Origin of the sequence: Salmonella sp. SAL04157 (assembly GCF_046551635.1) — a bacterium.
GTDB lineage: Bacteria > Pseudomonadota > Gammaproteobacteria > Enterobacterales > Enterobacteriaceae > Salmonella > Salmonella enterica.
The window spans coordinates 106,639-128,386 of the sequence record NZ_JBGDVS010000006.1; the positions used below are offsets into that span (position 1 = coordinate 106,639).

At 53.5% G+C, this 21,748-nt stretch carries 18 protein-coding genes and 7 tRNA genes; 22 read left to right on the top strand and 3 right to left on the bottom strand.

Annotated elements, in window-relative coordinates:
* Positions 1-168: 168 nt before the first annotated feature.
* The gene (nagE, locus tag ACLJRE_RS14595) at positions 169-2,121 is read right to left on the bottom strand and encodes a PTS N-acetyl glucosamine transporter subunit IIABC (protein ID WP_023212933.1); all 1,953 of its coding nucleotides are present in this window, start codon (positions 2,119-2,121) and stop codon (positions 169-171) included.
* A gap of 326 nt (positions 2,122-2,447) precedes the next feature.
* Between nagE and nagB the strand changes: the two genes are divergently transcribed.
* The 12 genes from nagB to ACLJRE_RS14655 all read left to right on the top strand — a co-directional run bounded on the left by nagB (position 2,448) and on the right by ACLJRE_RS14655 (position 9,370).
* Entirely contained in the window at positions 2,448-3,248 is an 801-nt protein-coding gene (nagB, locus tag ACLJRE_RS14600) for a glucosamine-6-phosphate deaminase (protein ID WP_001237059.1), read from the top strand.
* A 59-nt stretch (positions 3,249-3,307) separates the two neighbouring features.
* Complete coding sequence (nagA, locus tag ACLJRE_RS14605; protein WP_023212932.1) at positions 3,308-4,462, top strand: N-acetylglucosamine-6-phosphate deacetylase; 1,155 nt, start codon at positions 3,308-3,310, stop codon at positions 4,460-4,462.
* 4 nt (positions 4,463-4,466) lie between these two features.
* Positions 4,467-5,687 carry a DNA-binding transcriptional regulator NagC gene (nagC, locus tag ACLJRE_RS14610; protein ID WP_023212931.1) on the top strand — a complete coding sequence of 407 codons (1,221 nt, stop codon included), beginning with the start codon at positions 4,467-4,469 and terminating at the stop codon, positions 5,685-5,687.
* Positions 5,688-5,733: 46 nt separating this feature from the next.
* Positions 5,734-6,486 (top strand): ribonucleotide monophosphatase NagD, encoded by a 753-nt coding sequence (gene nagD, locus ACLJRE_RS14615; protein WP_000153143.1) that lies wholly within the window; start codon positions 5,734-5,736, stop codon positions 6,484-6,486.
* A gap of 289 nt (positions 6,487-6,775) precedes the next feature.
* The gene (gene asnB, locus ACLJRE_RS14620; protein WP_000337032.1) at positions 6,776-8,440 is read left to right on the top strand and encodes an asparagine synthase B; all 1,665 of its coding nucleotides are present in this window, start codon (positions 6,776-6,778) and stop codon (positions 8,438-8,440) included.
* Positions 8,441-8,661: 221 nt separating this feature from the next.
* Positions 8,662-8,738: transfer RNA gene (locus ACLJRE_RS14625), tRNA-Met, on the top strand.
* Positions 8,739-8,746: 8 nt separating this feature from the next.
* Positions 8,747-8,831: transfer RNA gene (locus tag ACLJRE_RS14630), tRNA-Leu, on the top strand.
* 23 nt (positions 8,832-8,854) lie between these two features.
* Positions 8,855-8,929 (top strand) — tRNA-Gln (locus tag ACLJRE_RS14635).
* Positions 8,930-8,964: 35 nt separating this feature from the next.
* Positions 8,965-9,039, top strand: a tRNA-Gln gene (locus ACLJRE_RS14640).
* A 15-nt stretch (positions 9,040-9,054) separates the two neighbouring features.
* Positions 9,055-9,131 (top strand) — tRNA-Met (locus ACLJRE_RS14645).
* A 46-nt stretch (positions 9,132-9,177) separates the two neighbouring features.
* A tRNA-Gln gene (locus ACLJRE_RS14650) sits at positions 9,178-9,252 on the top strand.
* A 43-nt stretch (positions 9,253-9,295) separates the two neighbouring features.
* Positions 9,296-9,370: transfer RNA gene (locus ACLJRE_RS14655), tRNA-Gln, on the top strand.
* 132 nt (positions 9,371-9,502) lie between these two features.
* Here the strand turns inward: ACLJRE_RS14655 and ubiF are convergent.
* Positions 9,503-10,678: a 3-demethoxyubiquinol 3-hydroxylase gene (gene ubiF / locus ACLJRE_RS14660; protein ID WP_023212930.1), complete on the bottom strand. Its 1,176-nt coding sequence runs from the start codon at positions 10,676-10,678 to the stop codon at positions 9,503-9,505.
* A gap of 143 nt (positions 10,679-10,821) precedes the next feature.
* Between ubiF and miaB the strand changes: the two genes are divergently transcribed.
* The 10 genes from miaB to rihA all read left to right on the top strand — a co-directional run bounded on the left by miaB (position 10,822) and on the right by rihA (position 21,175).
* Positions 10,822-12,246 carry a tRNA (N6-isopentenyl adenosine(37)-C2)-methylthiotransferase MiaB gene (miaB, locus tag ACLJRE_RS14665; protein WP_023212929.1) on the top strand — a complete coding sequence of 475 codons (1,425 nt, stop codon included), beginning with the start codon at positions 10,822-10,824 and terminating at the stop codon, positions 12,244-12,246.
* Positions 12,247-12,450: 204 nt separating this feature from the next.
* Positions 12,451-13,497: a PhoH family protein gene (locus ACLJRE_RS14670; RefSeq protein WP_001018045.1), complete on the top strand. Its 1,047-nt coding sequence runs from the start codon at positions 12,451-12,453 to the stop codon at positions 13,495-13,497.
* Positions 13,494-13,967, top strand: a complete 474-nt coding sequence (gene ybeY / locus ACLJRE_RS14675) for an rRNA maturation RNase YbeY (protein ID WP_023212928.1) — start codon at positions 13,494-13,496, stop codon at positions 13,965-13,967. Before ACLJRE_RS14670 ends, ybeY begins: the two co-directional genes overlap by 4 nt.
* 157 nt (positions 13,968-14,124) lie before the next feature.
* Positions 14,125-15,003, top strand: coding sequence for a CNNM family magnesium/cobalt transport protein CorC (gene corC, locus ACLJRE_RS14680; RefSeq protein ID WP_001278612.1), 879 nt, complete (start codon positions 14,125-14,127; stop codon positions 15,001-15,003).
* A 19-nt stretch (positions 15,004-15,022) separates the two neighbouring features.
* Positions 15,023-16,561, top strand: coding sequence for an apolipoprotein N-acyltransferase (gene lnt / locus ACLJRE_RS14685; RefSeq protein ID WP_001575804.1), 1,539 nt, complete (start codon positions 15,023-15,025; stop codon positions 16,559-16,561).
* A gap of 354 nt (positions 16,562-16,915) precedes the next feature.
* Positions 16,916-17,824, top strand: coding sequence for an amino acid ABC transporter substrate-binding protein (locus ACLJRE_RS14690; RefSeq protein ID WP_001518176.1), 909 nt, complete (start codon positions 16,916-16,918; stop codon positions 17,822-17,824).
* A 159-nt stretch (positions 17,825-17,983) separates the two neighbouring features.
* Positions 17,984-18,724: a glutamate/aspartate ABC transporter permease GltJ gene (gene gltJ, locus ACLJRE_RS14695; protein ID WP_000020930.1), complete on the top strand. Its 741-nt coding sequence runs from the start codon at positions 17,984-17,986 to the stop codon at positions 18,722-18,724.
* Entirely contained in the window at positions 18,724-19,398 is a 675-nt protein-coding gene (gene gltK, locus ACLJRE_RS14700; protein WP_000272799.1) for a glutamate/aspartate ABC transporter permease GltK, read from the top strand. The genes gltJ and gltK overlap by 1 nt, the downstream gene beginning before the upstream one ends.
* Positions 19,398-20,123 carry a glutamate/aspartate ABC transporter ATP-binding protein GltL gene (gene gltL, locus ACLJRE_RS14705; protein ID WP_000631369.1) on the top strand — a complete coding sequence of 242 codons (726 nt, stop codon included), beginning with the start codon at positions 19,398-19,400 and terminating at the stop codon, positions 20,121-20,123. Before gltK ends, gltL begins: the two co-directional genes overlap by 1 nt.
* A gap of 116 nt (positions 20,124-20,239) precedes the next feature.
* Entirely contained in the window at positions 20,240-21,175 is a 936-nt protein-coding gene (rihA, locus tag ACLJRE_RS14710; RefSeq protein ID WP_001207417.1) for a pyrimidine-specific ribonucleoside hydrolase RihA, read from the top strand.
* 85 nt (positions 21,176-21,260) lie between these two features.
* Here rihA and ACLJRE_RS14715 read toward each other — a convergent pair whose 3' ends face one another.
* Positions 21,261-21,734, bottom strand: coding sequence for a zinc ribbon-containing protein (locus ACLJRE_RS14715; RefSeq protein WP_001044885.1), 474 nt, complete (start codon positions 21,732-21,734; stop codon positions 21,261-21,263).
* Positions 21,735-21,748: the final 14 nt, after the last annotated feature.

Here is a 21,748-nt window from a genome sequence, read left to right on the forward strand (position 1 = left end):
TCTTATAAGCCGGACAGACTGACAACCTTTAGTTACTTAAAAAGTGGCTTTGCAGAAAATATTGGGGCTAATTGCGGTAAAAAAAAGCGGCGAAGGTTCCCCTCTGCCGCTTATGTTTTCTGTGATATCGCCGGATGACGTCTTACGCCTTATCCGGCCAGGAAGCGATTATTTGCTCTTGATCTCGTACAGTGGCGTTTGACCCGCTACCACGTGACCATCCGCTTTGATGACCAGAGCGCTGAAGTCATCGCTGTTGCTGCAAACAACCGGGCTTATCATGGAACGCGCATTGGCATTCAGGAAGTCCAGATCCAGTTCCAGTACCGGCTGACCCGCCGTGACTTCCGCCCCCTCTTCTACCAGACGCTTGAAGCCCTGACCGTTCAGCGCGACGGTATCGATACCCATATGGACAACGATCTCCGCGCCTTTTTCGGTTTCCAGACAGAACGCGTGGTCAGTGTTGAAGATTTTCACAATAGTACCCGCCGCCGGAGAAACCACGGTTTTATCGGTGGGTTTCACCGCTACGCCGTCGCCGACCGCTTTGCTGGCAAACGCTTCATCCGGTACCTGATCCAGCGCCACTACCTCACCGGTAATCGGAGAGACCAGTTCAGCGATAGTCACCGCATTCGGCACCGCCTGGGGTTTGGCCGCCGGAGCAGGTGTTGCAACGTGAGCCGCATCAGCAGACGCTGCCGCGACCGGTCCCCGCGCCACCACTTTCTTCATTTCATCGCCAATCGATTCCGCTTTCGCGCCGACAATAACCTGAATGGTCTGTTTGTTCAGTTTCACCACGCCGGAAGCGCCGAGGCGTTTGCAGGCCGCATCGTTGACACGAGCAGAGTCATTCACGGTCAGGCGCAGACGGGTAATACACGCATCGATCGCTTTCAGGTTGTCCGTACCGCCAACCGCAGCAATATAGCTGGTCGCCAGTTGCGTTAACCCTTCTTCGGTGTTGCTGTTGGCTTCTTCCGTTACCATCTCATCAACTTTATCTTCGCGGCCCGGCGTTTTCAGGTTAAACATACGAATAACCGCGCTGAACAGCAGGAAGTAGATGATAAAGAATACAACGCCCATCACCAGCAACATCCAGACGTTATTGCTGGCCGCTGGCAGGTTATACATCAGAACATAGTCGATCGCGCCTGCCGAGAAAGAGAAGCCCGCATGGATACCCAGCAGCGTCGCGACGAACAGGCTGATACCGGTCAAAATGGCGTGCAGGAGGTACAGCAGCGGCGCCAGGAACATAAACAGGAATTCCAGCGGCTCGGTTACGCCGGTCAGAAACGCGGTGATCGCGACAGACAGCAGCATACCGCCCACCATCGGACGACGTTCTTTCGGCGCGGCGAAATACATCGCCAGAGCGGCGCCCGGCAGACCAAACATCATGATCGGGAAGAAGCCGGACATAAACATCCCCGCCGTGCCGTCGCCAGCATAGAAGCGGTTGATGTCGCCGTGGAATACAGTGCCTGCGGCATTGGTGAATTCGCCAATCTGGAACCAGGCGATGGTGTTCAGTACCTGATGCAGACCGGTGGGGATCAGCAGACGGTTGATGAAGCCAAAGATACCGGAACCCAGCGCGCCTGCGGAAACGATCCATTCACCACCCGCATGGATGCCATGCTGTACCGGCGGCCAGACGTAACCGAAAATAGCGGCCAGCACCAGACAGAAAAAGCCCGTTGCGATCGGTACAAAACGTTTTCCACCGAAGAAACTGAGAAAATCAGGCAGTTTGATGCCAGACCAGCGATTATAAACCGCGCCGCCGACCAGACCGGTAATAATCCCCGCCAGCACGCCCATGTTGATTTCCGGGTTAATCGTCACCATCGCTTTGGTCATGACGAAGTAACCCACGGCTCCCGCCAGCGCTGCCGCGCCTGCGCTATCTTTAGACCAACTGGAGGCCACGCCGATAGCGAAAACCAGCGCCAGGTTATCGAAAATAGACCCGCCCGCTTGCGCGATAAACGGCATATTCAGCAAATCTGGTTGGCCGAATCGCAGCAACAACGCTGCCACCGGCAACACGGCGATAGGGAGCTGCAACGCCCTACCCAGCCGCTGGAAAAAACCTAAAATATTCATCTTATTCCCCCTACGAGACGCCGATATGGCTTCTTTGAAGCCGTTTTTTATTGTGCTGCAAACGTTAAAAACGTGATGTTCTGTAATCGAACGGTGAGATCATCTTCTGCAGAGTGTGTGGAAAATTAATTCGCCTCGCAAATTAAACGGGTGTTTTTTGTGATTATAATCACTAAATATCGTAATTACCCCCACCATCCACTGGCTAACACGGAAAACTTATTTTATGATTCAAAAAATCAGGACGGATTGAACACGAACCCTGGATATCCAGGTTACGCTTAATACGATCCGCCAAATTTTGACATTGATTATTGAGGTGAAGAATGAGACTGATCCCCCTGAGTACCGCAGAACAGGTTGGCAAATGGGCCGCTCGCCATATCGTTAACCGTATTAATGCGTTCAAACCGACCGCCGATCGTCCGTTTGTCCTTGGACTGCCTACCGGCGGCACGCCGCTAACGGCGTACAAAGCGCTGGTTGAGATGCACAAAGCGGGCGAGGTCAGCTTTAAGCATGTGGTCACCTTTAATATGGACGAATATGTTGGCCTGCCGAAAGAGCACCCGGAAAGCTACCACAGCTTTATGCATCGTAACTTTTTCGATCACGTTGATATTCCAGCAGAAAACATCAATCTTCTCAACGGTAACGCACCAGATATCGATGCAGAATGCCGTCAATATGAAGAAAAAATTCGTTCTTACGGTAAAATCCATCTGTTTATGGGCGGCGTCGGCAACGACGGTCACATCGCCTTTAACGAACCGGCGTCTTCCCTGGCTTCCCGTACCCGTATCAAAACGTTAACCCATGATACTCGCGTAGCGAACTCCCGCTTCTTTGACGGCGACGTAAACCAGGTGCCGAAATACGCGCTGACGGTAGGCGTAGGCACGCTGCTGGATGCGGAAGAAGTGATGATTCTGGTGCTGGGCCATCAGAAAGCCCAGGCGCTGCAGGCGGCGGTTGAAGGCAACGTCAACCACATGTGGACCATTAGCTGCCTGCAACTCCATCCGAAAGCGGTTGTGGTATGCGATGAGCCGTCCACAATGGAACTTAAAGTTAAAACATTGAAATATTTCAATGAATTAGAAGCAGAGAATATTAAAGGTCTGTAATGTTGTCTCCGCCCCGCCAGTCAATGCGGGGCGGTAAATTTTTGATATCGGGGGTCGGAATGTATGCTTTAACCCAGGGCCGGATCTTTACCGGTCACGAAATTCTTGATGACCATGCGCTTGTTGTCGCTAATGGCCTGATTGACCGCGTTTGTCCGATGGCTGAACTGCCGTCGGGAATAGAACAACGCTCATTGAATGGGGCCATTCTCTCCCCCGGTTTTATTGATGTGCAGTTAAACGGCTGCGGCGGCGTGCAGTTTAACGATACCGCAGAAGCCGTCAGCGTTGAAACGCTGGAAATTATGCAGAAAGCCAATGAAAAATCGGGCTGTACTAACTTTCTGCCAACGCTTATCACTACCAGCGATGAATTGATGAAACAGGGCATTCGCGTCATGCGCGAATACCTGGAAAAACATCCGCACCAGGCGCTGGGTCTCCACCTGGAAGGGCCCTGGCTTAATCTGGTAAAAAAAGGCACCCATAATCCTGATTTCGTACGTAAACCAGACGCTGCGCTGGTCAATTTCTTGTGCGATAATGCCGACGTCATCACCAAAGTTACACTCGCGCCGGAAATGGTGCCTGCTGACGTAATCGCTAAACTGGCGAATGCGGGCATTGTGGTTTCCGCAGGCCACTCCAACGCGACGTTAAAAGAGGCAAAAGCGGGCTTCCGCGCCGGGATTACCTTTGCGACTCACCTGTTTAACGCGATGCCGTACATTACAGGGCGTGAGCCGGGCCTTGCTGGCGCTGTTCTGGACGAAGCGGATATTTATTGCGGCGTTATCGCCGATGGTCTGCATGTCGACTACGCCAACATTCGCAATGCCAAACGCCTTAAAGGCGACAAACTTTGTCTGGTGACAGACGCCACCGCACCGGCGGGGGCCAATATTGAGCAGTTCATTTTCGCAGGTAAAACAATATACTACCGCAATGGACTGTGTGTGGATGAAAACGGTACGTTGAGCGGTTCGTCCTTAACCATGATTGAAGGCGTACGCAACCTGGTCGCGCATTGCGGCATCGCGCTGGATGAAGTGCTGCGCATGGCAACGCTCTATCCAGCTCGCGCTATCGGCGTTGATAAACATCTCGGTAGCATTGCGCCGGGTAAAGTCGCCAACCTGACCGCGTTCACCCACGATTTTAAAATTATCAAGACCATCGTTAATGGTGACGAGGTCGTTGACTTGAGTAAGTGAGAATATGACACCAGGCGGACAAGCTCAGATAGGTAACGTTGATCTCGTAAAACAGCTTAACAGCGCGGCCGTTTACCGCCTGATTGACCAGCATGGTCCTATCTCGCGCATACAAATTGCCGAGCAAAGCCAGCTTGCTCCCGCCAGCGTAACGAAAATTACGCGTCAACTCATTGAACGCGGGCTGATCAAAGAAGTCGATCAGCAGGCCTCTACCGGAGGCCGCCGCGCTATCTCTATCGTCACGGAAACCCGTAACTTCCATGCCATTGGCGTTCGCCTGGGCCGTCATGACACCACTTTAACGCTCTACGATCTGAGCAGTAAAGTGGTCGCTGAGGAGCATTATCCGCTACCGGAGCGCACCCAGGAGACGCTGGAACATGCGCTGCTCAACACTATCGCCATCTTTATTGATAGCTGTCAGCGTAAAATTCGTGAATTGATCGCTATCTCGGTGATCCTGCCAGGGCTTGTCGATCCGGAAAGCGGCGTGATTCGTTACATGCCGCACATTCAGGTTGAAAACTGGGGACTGGTCGAAGCGCTGGAAAAACGGTTTCACGTTACCTGTTTCGTGGGACACGATATTCGTAGCCTGGCGCTGGCGGAACACTACTTCGGCGCCAGTCAGGATTGCGAGGACTCGATTCTGGTGCGCGTCCATCGTGGTACAGGCGCCGGGATTATCTCCAACGGACGCATCTTCATTGGCCGTAACGGCAACGTCGGCGAAATTGGGCATATTCAGGTAGAGCCGTTGGGCGAGCGCTGCCACTGCGGTAATTTCGGCTGTCTGGAAACCATTGCCGCCAATGCGGCGATTGAACAACGGGTGCTGAATTTACTTAAACAAGGGTATCAAAGCCGTGTTCCGCTTGACGACTGCACGATTAAAACCATCTGTAAGGCGGCAAACCGGGGCGACAGCCTGGCCTCGGAAGTCATTGAGCATGTTGGTCGCCATTTGGGCAAAACGATCGCCATTGCTATCAACCTGTTTAATCCGCAAAAAATCGTCATTGCTGGCGAGATCATTGAAGCCGATAAAGTCCTGTTGCCCGCTATCGAAAGCTGTATCAATACGCAGGCGTTAAAGGCATTTCGCAAAAATTTGCCGGTGGTACGCTCCACGCTGGATCACCGTTCTGCTATCGGCGCTTTTGCCTTAGTTAAACGCGCCATGCTCAACGGAACATTGCTGCAACGTTTGCTGGAAAGTTGATGCGCTCTTATAGTATCGGATTATTCACAAATTCCCTGGGTAGTTCATGACCATCAAGAATGTAATCTGCGATATCGACGGCGTGCTGATGCACGACAACGTAGCCGTACCCGGTGCGGCGGAATTTCTGACGGGGATTCTGGAAAAAGGTCTGCCGCTGGTGCTGCTGACCAATTACCCGTCGCAAACCGGCCAGGATCTGGCGAACCGTTTTGCTACCGCTGGCGTTAACGTGCCGGACAGCGTGTTTTATACTTCAGCAATGGCGACAGCCGATTTTCTGCGCCGTCAGGAAGGTAAGAAAGCGTATGTCGTGGGCGAAGGCGCGCTTATTCACGAGCTCTATAAAGCGGGTTTTACCATTACCGATGTGAACCCTGATTTTGTCATCGTTGGAGAGACCCGCTCCTACAACTGGGACATGATGCATAAAGCGGCATTTTTCGTCGCCAATGGCGCGCGCTTTATCGCCACCAATCCGGATACCCACGGTCGCGGCTTTTATCCGGCCTGCGGCGCGCTGTGCGCAGGCATTGAAAAAATTTCCGGCCGGAAGCCGTTTTATGTCGGCAAACCCAGCCCGTGGATCATCCGCGCGGCGTTAAACAAAATGCAGGCGCACTCGGAAGAGACCGTTATCGTCGGCGACAACCTGCGCACCGACATTCTGGCGGGATTCCAGGCCGGTCTGGAGACCATTCTGGTGCTTTCAGGCGTATCAACAATCAATGATATTGACAGTATGCCGTTCCGCCCAAGCTGGATTTACCCTTCCGTCGCTGAGATCGACGTTATCTAAACCTGTCCCCTGCCTGATGACGCGCCGCTTTCAGGCCTACGGTTCGAACAACATTGTAGGTCTGATAAGCGAAACGCCATCAGGAAAAACATAATTCAATTAAACCACGATAAAACTGAAGATCCATCAATAAATCCACGCAATACGTAATCATTTTTCACTAATCAACAATGACGATTGCATTTTTCATTTTTCAGACCGTAATCCCCTTGCGCCTTCCACGCCTTTGCGGCATTTTTTAGTCAAGCAAACACAAAAAGTACGACGCAACAGATTAACGGAGAAGGCTATGTGTTCTATTTTCGGCGTATTCGATATCAAAACAGATGCAGCGGAACTGCGTAAAAAAGCCCTTGAACTGTCACGCCTGATGCGCCATCGCGGCCCGGACTGGTCCGGCATCTACGCTTGCGATAACGCGATTCTCGCACATGAACGCTTGTCGATTGTTGATGTTAACGCCGGCGCCCAGCCCCTGTATAACGCCAGAAAAACCCACGTACTGGCGGTGAACGGTGAAATTTATAACCATCAGACGTTACGCGCGGAGTATGGCGATCGTTACGCGTTCCAGACAGGCTCCGACTGCGAAGTTATCCTCGCGCTATATCAGGAAAAAGGGCCGGATTTCCTTGACGATTTACAGGGGATGTTCGCCTTCGCCCTGTATGACAGCGAAAAAGACGCTTATCTGATTGGTCGTGACCATATCGGTATTATTCCGCTCTACATGGGCTATGACGAATTCGGCAACTTCTACGTAGCGTCAGAAATGAAAGCGCTGACCCCGGTCTGCCGCACCATTAAAGAGTTCCCGGCGGGCAGCTACCTGTGGAGCAAAGACGGCGAAATTCGTCAGTACTATCAGCGCGACTGGTTCGATTACGATGCGGTAAAAGACAACGTTACCGACAAAAACGCGCTGCGCCAGGCGCTGGAAGAATCCGTGAAAAGCCACCTGATGTCCGACGTCCCTTACGGCGTGCTGCTCTCCGGCGGTCTGGACTCGTCGATTATCTCGGCTATCACCAAAAAATTCGCCGCCCGTCGCGTCGAAGATCAGGAGCGCTCCGAAGCCTGGTGGCCACAGTTGCACTCTTTTGCGGTCGGTCTGGAAGGTTCGCCTGACCTGAAGGCGGCCCAGGAAGTGGCTAACCACCTCGGCACCGTGCATCATGAAATTCACTTCACCGTGCAGGAAGGCCTTGATGCCATTCGTGATGTTATCTACCACATCGAAACCTATGACGTGACCACTATCCGCGCCTCAACGCCGATGTATCTGATGTCGCGTAAGATCAAAGCGATGGGCATCAAAATGGTGCTCTCCGGCGAAGGCTCCGATGAGGTGTTTGGCGGCTACCTGTACTTCCATAAAGCGCCGAACGCCAAAGAGTTACATGAAGAGACGGTCCGTAAGCTACAGGCGCTGCATATGTATGACTGCGCCCGCGCCAACAAAGCGATGTCCGCCTGGGGCGTGGAAGCGCGCGTACCGTTCCTGGATAAAAAATTCCTCGACGTGGCGATGCGTATCAACCCACAGGATAAAATGTGCGGCAACGGCAAGATGGAAAAACACGTGCTGCGCGAGTGCTTCGAGTCTTATCTGCCGGCAAGCGTCGCGTGGCGTCAGAAAGAGCAGTTCTCTGACGGCGTAGGCTACAGCTGGATTGATACGCTAAAAGAGGTGGCGGCGAAACAGATTTCCGATCAACAACTGGAAACCGCCCGCTTCCGCTTTCCATACAACACGCCGTCGTCTAAAGAAGCGTACTTGTACCGGGAAATTTTTGAAGAGCTGTTCCCGGTGCCAAGCGCGGCGGAATGCGTACCCGGCGGCCCGTCCGTCGCCTGTTCTTCCGCCAAAGCCATTGAGTGGGATGAAGCATTCAAAACGATGGATGACCCGTCAGGCCGCGCGGTCGGCGTGCATCAGTCGGCGTACCAGTAAATTAACGATGACGAAAGAGCCCTTAGGGGCTCTTTTTTTATAGCAAACCACTTTCAGAAAAACGATTAATAACCAATAATTGCCGAATATTGCGCCACGCTGTTCGCAACCTAACCAAACAGACACTTTCCGACGTTTTTCGATGAAAAAGAGGTTGACGCTTCAAGGCTCAATACGCATAATGCGCCCCGCAACGCCGATAAGGTAACGCGAAAAAAGATGGCTACGTAGCTCAGTTGGTTAGAGCACATCACTCATAATGATGGGGTCACAGGTTCGAATCCCGTCGTAGCCACCATCTTTTTTGCGGGAGTGGCGAAATTGGTAGACGCACCAGATTTAGGTTCTGGCGCCGCAAGGTGTGCGAGTTCAAGTCTCGCCTCCCGCACCATTCACCGATAAGCGTTGTACGGATGGGGTATCGCCAAGCGGTAAGGCACCGGTTTTTGATACCGGCATTCCCTGGTTCGAATCCAGGTACCCCAGCCATATTTCTTCGAGTTTGCGGTTCACCGCGACGGTATTGGGGTATCGCCAAGCGGTAAGGCACCGGTTTTTGATACCGGCATTCCCTGGTTCGAATCCAGGTACCCCAGCCATCGAAGAAATCATCTGGCTACGTAGCTCAGTTGGTTAGAGCACATCACTCATAATGATGGGGTCACAGGTTCGAATCCCGTCGTAGCCACCATATTCAGAATGCGTCGAGGTATTCGACCGGTTCGAAAATAATTTGTTGGGGTATCGCCAAGCGGTAAGGCACCGGATTCTGATTCCGGCATTCCGAGGTTCGAATCCTCGTACCCCAGCCAGTTTTAAAGACGCTCTGCTAATGAGCGCAAGAAGTACGACAATTGGGGTATCGCCAAGCGGTAAGGCACCGGATTCTGATTCCGGCATTCCGAGGTTCGAATCCTCGTACCCCAGCCACCTTTAAAAAGCTCGCTTCGGCGAGCTTTTTGCTTTTCTGGTAATTCGGACTGCCTGATGGCGCTACGCTTATCAGGCCTACGGGCGAATACAGGCCGGGTAAGGTATTGCCGCCACCCGGCATAACACAAACTACACCCCCAACGCATACTTCAGCGCCTGACGTTTTAGCACGCCTGCGCGCTGCGCCGCCATCAGCCCCATATTGCGTAAAATACGCAGCGGCGGCAATTCATTGCTGAACCCGGCATAAAACAGATCCATTCCACTTTGCATCATAAAATTATCTGCCATGCGCCGCGTCTGATAGCGTTTCAACACCGAATGGCTGGCCCAGGACTCGCCATAGCTACGGGCACTCGCCAGCACATCAATCAACGCATCAACATCCCGATACCCCAGGTTGACGCCCTGCCCGGCCAGCGGATGAATGGTATGCGCCGCGTCGCCTACCAGCGCCAGCCCCGGTTGTACATACTGCAACGCGTGACGACGGGTTAGCGGAAACGCGCCCGCCGCGACCGGCATCACCGCCCCCAGACGCGCCGGAAAATGCTGGTTAATTTCCACCTGCAATTGCGTCATCGATAAACTCTGTAGCTGGCGAATACGTGCCGGAGCATCATACCACACCAGCGACGCCCAATCGTCGAACAGCGGCAAAAAAGCGCGCGGCCCCGTTGGCGTAAACTGCTGCCAGGTGCTGTCGCCTGGCGCATTTTCACACTTGACGGTGATAAGCATACACGACTGCGCATATTGCCAGGCATGAATGCCAATTCCCGCCATTTGCCGAACCTGCGAATTCGCGCCGTCGGCGCCAATCACTAACTTCGGCGTTACCCATTCGCCGTCGGCCAGTTCCAGCGCATAACCATCGTGGCGGCGGTGCAATGCCGCCAGTGAAGCCGGAACGCGCAGCGTCACGCCGGGGTGCGCTTCCAGCGCCTGCCACAGCGCCTGTTGCAGGACGTTGTTCTCTACCATATAGCCTAACAGCGGCAGCTTGAGTTCAGCGGCGTCGAACACCACATGGGCGTTTTCCCACTCCCAGGTCTCCAGTCGCCGATAAGGATGGCTACGCATCCCCTGCACCGCCTCCCAAACGCCCAGCCCCTTGAGCAGCGCCACGGATGCCGCGCTAATGGCCGAAATCCGCACGTCAGGCTGGCTGTCAGCCACAAACGGCGCAGGCGCGGCATGTTCTATTACCATCACCGTAAACCCTTGCTGCGCCAGACCCAGCGCCAGCGCGCCGCCGACCATTCCCCCGCCGACAATGGCAATTTCCGTTGGTTGATTTGTCATGGTCATTCATCCTGTTACGTTTTAGACAAGTTTACAGGATTTTTTACCCATTAGGGCTGACGTCAGTCATACTGGTCACAACCGCGCCAAAGCATTACACTATGCGCCCTGCTTTTCAGCCACTATTTCGCAAGAGCAAGTCGATGACTAAAAAACTCCATATTAAAACCTGGGGCTGTCAGATGAACGAGTACGATTCATCGAAGATGGCCGATCTGCTGGACGCCACCCACGGCTATCAACTGACCGACGTGGCGGAAGAGGCGGATGTGCTGCTGTTGAATACCTGCTCAATCCGCGAGAAGGCTCAGGAAAAAGTCTTCCATCAATTAGGTCGCTGGAGACTGTTAAAAGAGAAAAATCCCGATCTGATTATCGGCGTCGGCGGCTGCGTGGCTTCCCAGGAAGGCGAGCACATTCGTCAACGCGCCCATTACGTCGACATTATTTTTGGCCCGCAAACCTTACACCGCCTGCCGGAGATGATTAACTCCGTGCGTGGCGACCGCAGCCCGGTGGTCGATATCAGCTTCCCGGAAATCGAGAAGTTCGATCGTTTGCCGGAGCCGCGCGCAGAAGGCCCGACCGCTTTCGTTTCTATCATGGAAGGCTGCAATAAATATTGTACTTACTGCGTGGTGCCGTATACCCGCGGTGAAGAAGTCAGCCGTCCCTCAGACGATATCCTGTTCGAAATCGCCCAGTTAGCGGCGCAGGGCGTGCGTGAGGTCAACCTGTTGGGCCAGAACGTTAACGCCTGGCGCGGAGAAAACTACGACGGCACCATCGGCACCTTTGCCGATCTGCTGCGTCTGGTTGCCGCCATCGACGGCATTGACCGTATTCGCTTTACCACCAGCCATCCGATTGAGTTCACCGACGATATTATCGAGGTGTACCGCGATACGCCGGAACTGGTCAGTTTCCTGCATCTGCCGGTACAGAGCGGTTCCGATCGCGTGTTGAATCTGATGGGGCGCACCCACACTGCGCTGGAATATAAAGCAATCATCCGTAAACTGCGCGCGGCGCGGCCGGACATTCAGATAAGCTCTGACTTTATCGTCGGTTTCCCTGGCGAAACTACCGATGATTTCGAAAAAACCATGAAGCTTATCGCTGACGTCAACTTTGATATGAGCTACAGCTTTATCTTCTCTGCGCGTCCGGGAACGCCGGCTGCCGATATGGTTGATGACGTACCGGAAGAAGAGAAAAAGCAGCGTCTGTATATTCTGCAAGAGCGTATCAATCAGCAGGCGATGGCATGGAGCCGCCGTATGCTCGGCACGACACAGCGCATTCTGGTGGAAGGCACGTCACGTAAAAACATTATGGAACTGTCTGGCCGTACCGAAAACAATCGGGTGGTGAACTTTGAAGGCACGCCGGAGATGATTGGTAAGTTTGTCGATGTGGAAATTACTGACGTCTATCCGAACTCCCTGCGCGGAAAAGTGGTGCGTACCGAAGATGAAATGGGGCTGCGCGTCGCCGAAACGCCGGAGTCCGTCATTGCCCGTACCCGTAAAGAAAATGAGCTGGGGGTAGGATTCTACCAGCCTTAATCCTGCTGGAAAGGCAATAATGCCCGATGGCGCTACGCCTGTCGGGCTTCCTGGTCATGGCCTGTCGCCCGACGGGCCTTGCAATTTTCTCTCTTCATCCCCATCTTCATTGCAATGCTTGCGCCTTTTCCCTATGGCGTGAATAATTTCCTTAGATGCCGGTAAATGTTCAGCGTCCGGCGATACAGATACAAGAGGAACAGTTTGAATATAGACACTCGCGAAATTACCCTTGAGCCCGCAGACAACGCCCGTCTGTTGAGCCTTTGCGGGCCGTTTGATGACAATATTAAACAGCTCGAACGTCGTCTCGGTATTGAAATCAACCGCCGTGACAATCACTTTAAACTGACCGGTCGTCCGATTTGCGTGACCGCGGCGACAGATATTTTGCGAAGTCTGTATGTCGATACCGCACCGATGCGCGGCCAGACTCAGGATATCGAACCGGAACAAATTCATCTGGCGATCAAAGAAGCGCGGGTGCTGGAACAGAGCGCGGAAAGCGTGCCTGACTATGGCAAAGCGATTAATATCAAAACTAAGCGCGGCGTGATTAAACCGCGTACCCCGAACCAGGCGCAGTACATCGCCAATATTCTCGATCACGATATTACCTTTGGCGTCGGCCCGGCGGGTACCGGTAAAACTTATCTTGCGGTCGCCGCTGCGGTAGACGCCCTGGAGCGCCAGGAGATTCGCCGTATTCTGCTGACCCGTCCGGCGGTGGAAGCGGGCGAAAAACTGGGCTTCCTGCCAGGCGATTTAAGTCAGAAAGTGGACCCGTACCTGCGTCCGCTGTATGACGCGCTGTTCGAAATGCTCGGCTTTGAAAAAGTCGAGAAGCTGATTGAACGCAATGTGATTGAAGTCGCGCCGCTGGCCTATATGCGCGGACGCACATTAAACGACGCCTTTATCATTCTGGATGAAAGCCAGAACACCACTATCGAACAGATGAAGATGTTCCTGACGCGTATCGGCTTTAACTCGAAAGCGGTGATCACCGGCGACGTGACGCAGATTGACCTGCCACGCAACACCAAATCCGGCTTGCGTCATGCCATTGAAGTGCTGGCGGAAGTCGATGAAATCAGCTTTAACTTCTTCCACAGCGAAGACGTGGTGCGCCATCCGGTCGTTGCCCGCATTGTTAACGCCTATGAAGCCTGGGAAGAGGCAGAACAAAAACGCAAAGCGGCGTTGGCGGCGGAGCGTAAGCGTGAAGCCCAGGAGCAGGAACAGAAATGAGCCAGGTGATCCTCGATTTACAGTTGGCCTGTGAAAACCACGCGGGCCTGCCGGATGAAGCTCAGTTTCAACGCTGGCTGGACGGCGTTATTCCGCAGTTTCAGGAAGAGGCGGAAGTCACAATCCGTCTGGTGGATGAGGCCGAAAGCCACGACCTTAATTTAACGTACCGCGGGAAAGATAAACCCACTAATGTTCTCTCCTTCCCGTTTGAAGCGCCCCCCGGCATTGAAATGCCGCTACTGGGCGATCTGATTATTTGCCGTCAGGTCGTGGAGCAGGAAGCGCAGGAACAGAGCAAGCTGCTGGAGGCGCACTGGGCGCACATGGTCGTGCACGGTAGCCTGCATTTGCTGGGTTACGATCATATCGACGATGACGAAGCGGAAGAGATGGAGTCTCTCGAAACGGAGATTATGCTTGCTATGGGCTATGAGGATCCGTACATTGCCGAGAAGATTGCAGAATAGTAGCTTGCCGGATGGCGGCGCTTGCGCCTTATCCGGCCTACATTCATGCCTTTTGTAGGCCTGATAAGCGTAGCGCCATCAGGCAAAACATGCCGTCACAGCTGAGTATACGCATGACGAGCTTTGTATTAACTAACATGAGAACCCATACGACGCCATGAGCGACGACAATTCACACAGTAGTGACACAGTAAACAGTAAAAAGGGATTTTTTTCCCTGCTACTCAGCCAGCTTTTCCACGGTGAACCTAAAAACCGCGATGAGTTGCTGGCGCTGATCCGTGATTCCGGGCAGAACGAGCTTATCGATGAAGATACGCGCGATATGCTCGAAGGCGTAATGGACATCGCCGACCAGCGCGTTCGCGATATTATGATCCCGCGCTCCCAGATGATTACCCTGAAACGCAACCAGACGCTGGACGAATGTCTCGATGTTATCATCGAGTCCGCCCACTCGCGTTTTCCGGTGATCAGCGAAGATAAAGATCACATTGAAGGGATTCTGATGGCCAAAGATTTGCTGCCGTTTATGCGCAGCGATGCCGAAGCCTTCAGCATGGACAAAGTGTTACGCCCCGCGGTTGTCGTACCGGAAAGCAAACGGGTTGACCGTATGCTCAAGGAGTTCCGCTCCCAGCGCTACCATATGGCCATCGTTATCGATGAGTTTGGCGGCGTTTCCGGCCTGGTGACTATCGAAGACATCCTCGAACTGATTGTCGGTGAAATTGAAGATGAGTATGACGAAGAAGACGATATCGACTTCCGTCAGCTTAGCCGCCATACCTGGACGATTCGCGCGCTGGCGTCGATTGAAGACTTCAATGACGCTTTCGGCACCCACTTCAGCGATGAAGAAGTCGATACCATCGGCGGACTGGTGATGCAGGCGTTCGGCCATTTACCGGCCCGCGGCGAAACCATCGACATTGATGGTTACCAGTTCAAAGTGGCGATGGCCGATAGTCGTCGTATTATTCAGGTGCATGTCAGGATCCCGGATGACTCGCCCCAGCCAAAACTGGACGAATAACAGCAATAGTGGACTAAAAATGGCATTTGCCTCGTTAATTGAACGCCAGCGTATTCGCCTGCTGCTGGCGTTATTATTCGGCGCCTGCGGAACACTGGCTTTCTCTCCGTATGACGTCTGGCCCGCAGCGATAGTGTCGCTTATCGGGCTGCAGGCCTTAACGTTTAATCGCCGCCCGCTCCAGTCTGCCGCCATCGGCTATTGCTGGGGACTCGGACTTTTCGGTAGCGGGATTAACTGGGTTTATGTCAGTATCGCGCAGTTTGGCGGCATGCCGGGCCCGGTTAACGTTTTTCTGGTGGTGCTGCTTGCAGCTTATCTCTCGCTGTATACCGGACTGTTTGCCGGGATTTTGTCGCGCCTGTGGCCAAAAACCAACTGGCTGCGCGTCGCTATCGCCGCGCCTGCAATATGGCAAATCACCGAATTTTTACGCGGCTGGGTGCTGACCGGCTTCCCCTGGCTGCAATTTGGCTATAGTCAGGTCGACGGCCCGCTAAAAGGCCTGGCGCCGGTAATGGGCGTCGAAGCGATCAACTTCCTGCTGATGATGGTCAGCGGCCTGTTAGCGCTGGCACTGGCGACGCGGAACTGGCGTCCGCTGGCTGTCGCCGTGATTCTGTTTGCTTTGCCCTTTCCGCTACGTTATATCCAGTGGTTTACGCTGGAACCGGCCAAAGCGACCCAGGTATCGCTGGTGCAGGGCGATATCCCGCAGTCGCTGAAGTGGGACGAAAACCAGCTACTGAATACGCTAAAAATTTATCTCAACGAAACTCGCCCAGAGTTAGGCAAATCACAGATTATTATCTGGCCTGAGTCGGCGATTCCGGATCTCGAAATCAATCAGCAGCCCTTCCTTCGTTCGCTGGACGAGATGTTACGCGAAAAAAATAGCACGCTGATCACCGGTATTGTCGATGCGCGTCTCAATAAACAGAATCGATACGACACCTACAATACGATTATTACGTTGGGCAAGGATAATCCATACAGTTATGACTCGCCCAATCGCTACAATAAAAATCACCTTGTGCCCTTTGGCGAGTTCGTTCCGCTGGAGTCTATCCTGCGTCCGCTGGCGCCGTTCTTCGATCTGCCCATGTCCTCCTTTAGCCGCGGCCCTTATATCCAGCCGCAGTTACATGCGCACGACTATAAGCTGACGGCGGCAATCTGTTATGAAATTATTCTTGGCGAACAGGTGCGGGATAACTTCCGCCCGGACACCGACTATCTGCTGACGATTTCTAACGACGCCTGGTTTGGTAAGTCCATTGGCCCGTGGCAACATTTCCAGATGGCGCGGATGCGTTCGCTGGAGCTGGCGCGTCCGTTACTGCGCAGTACTAATAACGGTATTACGGCGGTGATTGGCCCGCAGGGCGAAATTCAGGCGATGATCCCGCAGTTCACACGCCAGGTACTGACCACCAATGTCACGCCAACCACGGGGTTAACTCCCTATGCCCGTACCGGCAACTGGCCGCTATGGGTACTGACCGCGCTGTTTGCTTTTGGCGCGGTAGTGATGAGTCTGCGACAACGACGGAAATAATCTCTCCCCAGGCCGGATAGCGCTTCATTTATCCGGCCTGAAAATTCTCCTTTATCCCCCATTCTGGCACGTCTATTGCTTTGTTAAACATGGCAAACCTGTTCTGGCTGCTTGTGCAACCGGGTCGCACCAAAATCGATCATCGGTAGCACCTGAACGGTGCAATGTAGGATTTTTGCCTCTGAACGGTGCGGCGCACTTCGCAAAAATAAACAATATCGCAGCAAAATATTTACAACAAGCCACACTAAATGTTAACAAACACACATAACACTGCACGCGCAAGTTGCAGGCAATAACAACATCACAATAGCTATCAATGCGTCGACGGCGCAGATGATAAAGGAGTTGGATATGCAATTACGTAAGCTAACCACAGCAATGCTGGTCATGGGACTGTCTGCGGGCCTTGCGCACGCAGAAGATGGCGCGCCTGCCGCTGGTAGCACCCTGGACAAGATCGCTAAAAATGGCGTGATCGTCGTCGGGCATCGCGAATCTTCTGTGCCCTTTTCTTATTACGACAACCAGCAGAAAGTGGTCGGCTATTCCCAGGACTACTCCAACGCCATTGTGGAAGCGGTAAAAAAGAAACTTAACAAGCCGGATCTGCAGGTGAAGCTGATTCCGATCACCTCGCAAAACCGTATTCCGCTGTTGCAAAACGGAACCTTCGATTTTGAATGTGGTTCAACGACTAACAACCTTGAGCGCCAGAAACAGGCCGCCTTCTCCGATACGATTTTCGTCGTCGGGACGCGACTGCTGACTAAAAAAGGCGGCGATATTAAAGATTTCCCGGATCTGAAAGGCAAAGCGGTCGTCGTCACCTCCGGGACGACCTCTGAAATTCTGCTGCATAAGCTTAACGAAGAGCAAAAGATGGGGATGCGTATTATTAGCGCGAAAGACCACGGTGACTCGTTCCGCACCCTGGAAAGCGGCCGCGCCGTCGCCTTTATGATGGATGACGCGCTGCTGGCCGGCGAGCGCGCCAAAGCCAAGAAACCGGATAACTGGGAGATTGTCGGTAAACCGCAGTCCCAGGAAGCCTACGGCTGTATGCTGCGTAAAAACGACCCTGAGTTTAAAAAGCTGATGGACGATACCATCGCCCAGGCGCAAACCTCCGGCGAAGCGGAAAAGTGGTTTGATAAGTGGTTTAAAAATCCGATCCCACCGAAAAACCTGAACATGAATTTCGAGTTGTCTGACGAGATGAAAGCCCTGTTCAAAGCACCGAATGATAAAGCGCTTAACTAACTAAAACTAAATGGGACGGGACTCCTGTCCTCTCGATTGTCGCTCAGCACGGACAGACTATAAGCCTGATGGTCGTTCCCCCTCGGGCCTGAAACCGCAAATCGCCGGGCAACAATCTTCGAGGGTAGCGCTGCTACCCTTTTTTTTCGGAGTAGATGTATGTCAATAGACTGGAACTGGGGTATTTTTTTACAGGAAGCCCCCTTCGGCAATACCACCTATCTCGGCTGGCTATGGAGTGGTTTTCAGGTCACCGTAGCCCTTTCGATTACCGCCTGGATTATCGCTTTCCTGGTAGGATCTATTTTCGGCATTTTACGTACCGTTCCCAACCGTTTCCTCTCCGGACTGGGCACGTTGTACGTAGAACTGTTCCGTAACGTGCCGCTGATCGTGCAATTCTTCACCTGGTACCTGGTGGTGCCTGAACTGTTGCCGGAAGATCTTGGCATGTGGTTTAAGGCGGAACTCGATCCCAATATTCAGTTTTTCCTCTCCTCAATGATCTGTCTGGGACTGTTTACCGCCGCCCGCGTTTGCGAACAGGTGCGCGCCGCGATTCAGTCTCTGCCTCGCGGGCAGAAGAACGCGGCGCTGGCGATGGGGCTAACGCTGCCGCAGGCTTATCGCTATGTCCTGCTGCCGAATGCCTATCGCGTTATCGTGCCGCCAATGACGTCAGAGATGATGAACCTGGTGAAAAACTCGGCTATTGCCTCAACCATCGGCCTGGTGGATATGGCGGCGCAGGCAGGCAAACTGTTGGATTACTCGGCGCACGCCTGGGAATCTTTCACCGCCATTACGCTGGCCTATGTGCTGATTAACGCCGTTATCATGCTGGTCATGAGTCTGGTTGAACGCAAAGTCCGCCTGCCGGGCAACGTGGGGAGCAAATAATGTACGAATTTGACTGGAGTTCGATTATCCCCTCACTGCCTTACCTGCTGGCCGGGTTGGTCATCACGCTGAAGATTACCGTCACCGCCGTTGTCGTGGGGATAGTCTGGGGAACCATTCTGGCCGTCATGCGCCTCTCAAGCTTTGCCCCTATCGCCTGGTTTGCTAAAGCGTATGTTAACGTTTTCCGTTCCATCCCGTTGGTCATGGTCTTGCTGTGGTTTTATCTGATTGTCCCCGGCTTTCTGCAAAACGTGCTGGGACTATCGCCGAAAACCGATATCCGCCTGATCTCCGCGATGGTGGCATTCTCCATGTTTGAAGCGGCCTACTATTCCGAGATTATTCGCGCCGGTATTCAAAGTATTTCCCGCGGGCAGTCCAGCGCCGCGCTGGCGCTGGGGATGACCCACTGGCAGTCGATGAAGCTCATTATTCTGCCGCAGGCGTTTCGGGCGATGGTGCCGCTGTTGCTTACACAGGGCATCGTGCTATTTCAGGACACCTCTTTAGTTTATGTACTCAGCCTGGCGGACTTCTTCCGCACCGCGTCGACTATCGGCGAGCGTGACGGTACTCAGGTCGAAATGATTCTGTTCGCCGGCGCCGTTTATTTTGTTATCAGCCTGAGCGCGTCGTTGCTGGTCAGCTATTTGAAGAAAAGGACAGTTTAATGATTACCCTGAAAAATGTTTCAAAATGGTATGGTCACTTTCAGGTGCTGACCGATTGTTCAACAGAAGTGAAAAAAGGTGAAGTGGTGGTAGTCTGCGGGCCATCGGGTTCCGGTAAATCCACGCTAATTAAGACCGTCAACGGTCTGGAACCGGTGCAAAAAGGCGAAATTACCGTTAACGGCATTATTGTGAACGACAAAAAAACCGATCTGGCGAAACTGCGTTCCCGCGTGGGCATGGTATTCCAGCACTTCGAGCTATTTCCCCACCTGTCGATCATCGAAAACCTGACGCTGGCGCAGGTGAAAGTGCTGAAACGCGATAAGGCCGCCGCCCGCGATAAAGGCCTGAAGCTGCTGGAGCGCGTTGGTCTGTCTGCACATGCCAACAAGTTCCCGGCGCAGCTTTCCGGCGGTCAGCAGCAGCGTGTCGCCATCGCCCGTGCGCTATGTATGGACCCCATTGCCATGTTATTCGATGAACCGACTTCCGCACTCGATCCGGAAATGATCAACGAGGTACTGGACGTGATGGTCGAACTGGCGAACGAAGGGATGACCATGATGGTGGTGACGCACGAAATGGGCTTTGCCCGTAAAGTGGCTAACCGGGTGATCTTTATGGATGAAGGTAAAATCGTCGAAGATTCGCCAAAAGAGGAGTTCTTCGCTAACCCCAGTTCCGATCGCGCAAAAGACTTCCTTGCGAAAATCCTGCACTAATCTTCCCGGCGCGCACGTCAGAGTGCGCGCTATCTCACGCTTTACCGCTTCGCTTCTCGAAACGTATCCAGCCGGGCGTTAACCTTGTCACAAAGTACCGCTTACAAGGAACCGCTATGGCACTGCCCATTATTATTGATTGCGATCCGGGTCATGATGACGCGATCGCCCTCGTTCTCGCCCTCGCCTCCCCTGAACTGGAAGTGAAAGCGATCACTTCTTCCGCCGGCAACCAGACGCCGGATAAGACCCTGCGCAACGTGCTGCGGATGCTGACACTGCTCAAACGCCCGGATATTCCGGTGGCGGGCGGCGCGGTGAAACCTCTCATGCGCGAACTGATTATCGCCGATAACGTTCACGGCGAAAGTGGTCTTGACGGCCCGGCGCTGCCCGAGCCGTCATTCGCCCCGCAAAGCGGCACTGCCGTTGAGCTGATGGCAAAAACACTGCGTGAGAGTTCACAGCCAGTCACCATCGTCTCCACTGGCCCACAGACCAACGTGGCGCTGCTGCTGAATAGCCATCCGGAACTGCATACGAAAATCGCCCGCATTGTGATCATGGGCGGAGCAATGGGATTGGGTAACTGGACGCCCGCTGCGGAATTTAATATTTACGTCGACCCGGAAGCGGCAGAAATTGTCTTCCAGTCAGGCATTCCGGTGGTGATGGCCGGGCTGGACGTCACCCATAAGGCGCAGATTCACGCCGCCGATATCGAACGCTTTCGCGCTATTGGCAACCCGATTTCCACCATCGTTGCCGAACTGCTGGACTTCTTTATGGAGTACCACAAAGACGAAAAATGGGGATTTGTCGGCGCGCCGCTGCATGACCCATGCACCATCGCCTGGCTGCTGAAACCCGAGATTTTCACCACCGTTGAGCGTTGGGTTGGCGTGGAAACCCAAGGGAAATACACCCAGGGGATGACGGTGGTGGATTATTATTTCCTGACGGGGAATAAGCCGAATGCAACGGTGATGGTCGATGTAGACCGCCAGGGATTTGTCGATTTGCTGGCGGAACGGCTGAAGTTTTACGCGTAATATTTGCCGGATGGCAGCTTCGCCATATCCGGCCTACGTGAACGATTTTTGGTAGGCCGGATAAGACGCACCGGCGCTCTTCCTCTCACGGCTCAAACGGTCTTCTCTGAAACTGGTCGTGCCCACACTTCGGGCACAGCGGCAACACATCCGGCGTGTAAACCGCCAGATGATAGTGGCACTTCTCGCACACCAGATTCCCCAATCCCACCACCTCACCGCTGTGATACACGCCGTGGTGATTCAAATCCTGGAATACCTCGCGCCATTCCAGCTGGGTTTTGTCGGTAATGTCCGCCAGTTCCTGCCAGAGACTCTCTTTAATCACCCGCAAGAAGACGCTATCTTCCTGGCTCTCTTCGTAGCTCATGGCGAACTCTTCCAGATCGCGTCTGACAGCGCGCGTCAGTTCGTCCACCTCGGTTCGCGTTAACTCCCCTGTTTGCATCACGCGCTGGCGCGCCTGCTCCACCAGCGCATCAATGTCGCGCTCGCCATTGCGTAAACGCTCGCTTAATGAGGCCACCAGTTCACGGTAATATTGAGCAACCTTGTTCATCACTTCACCTCTTG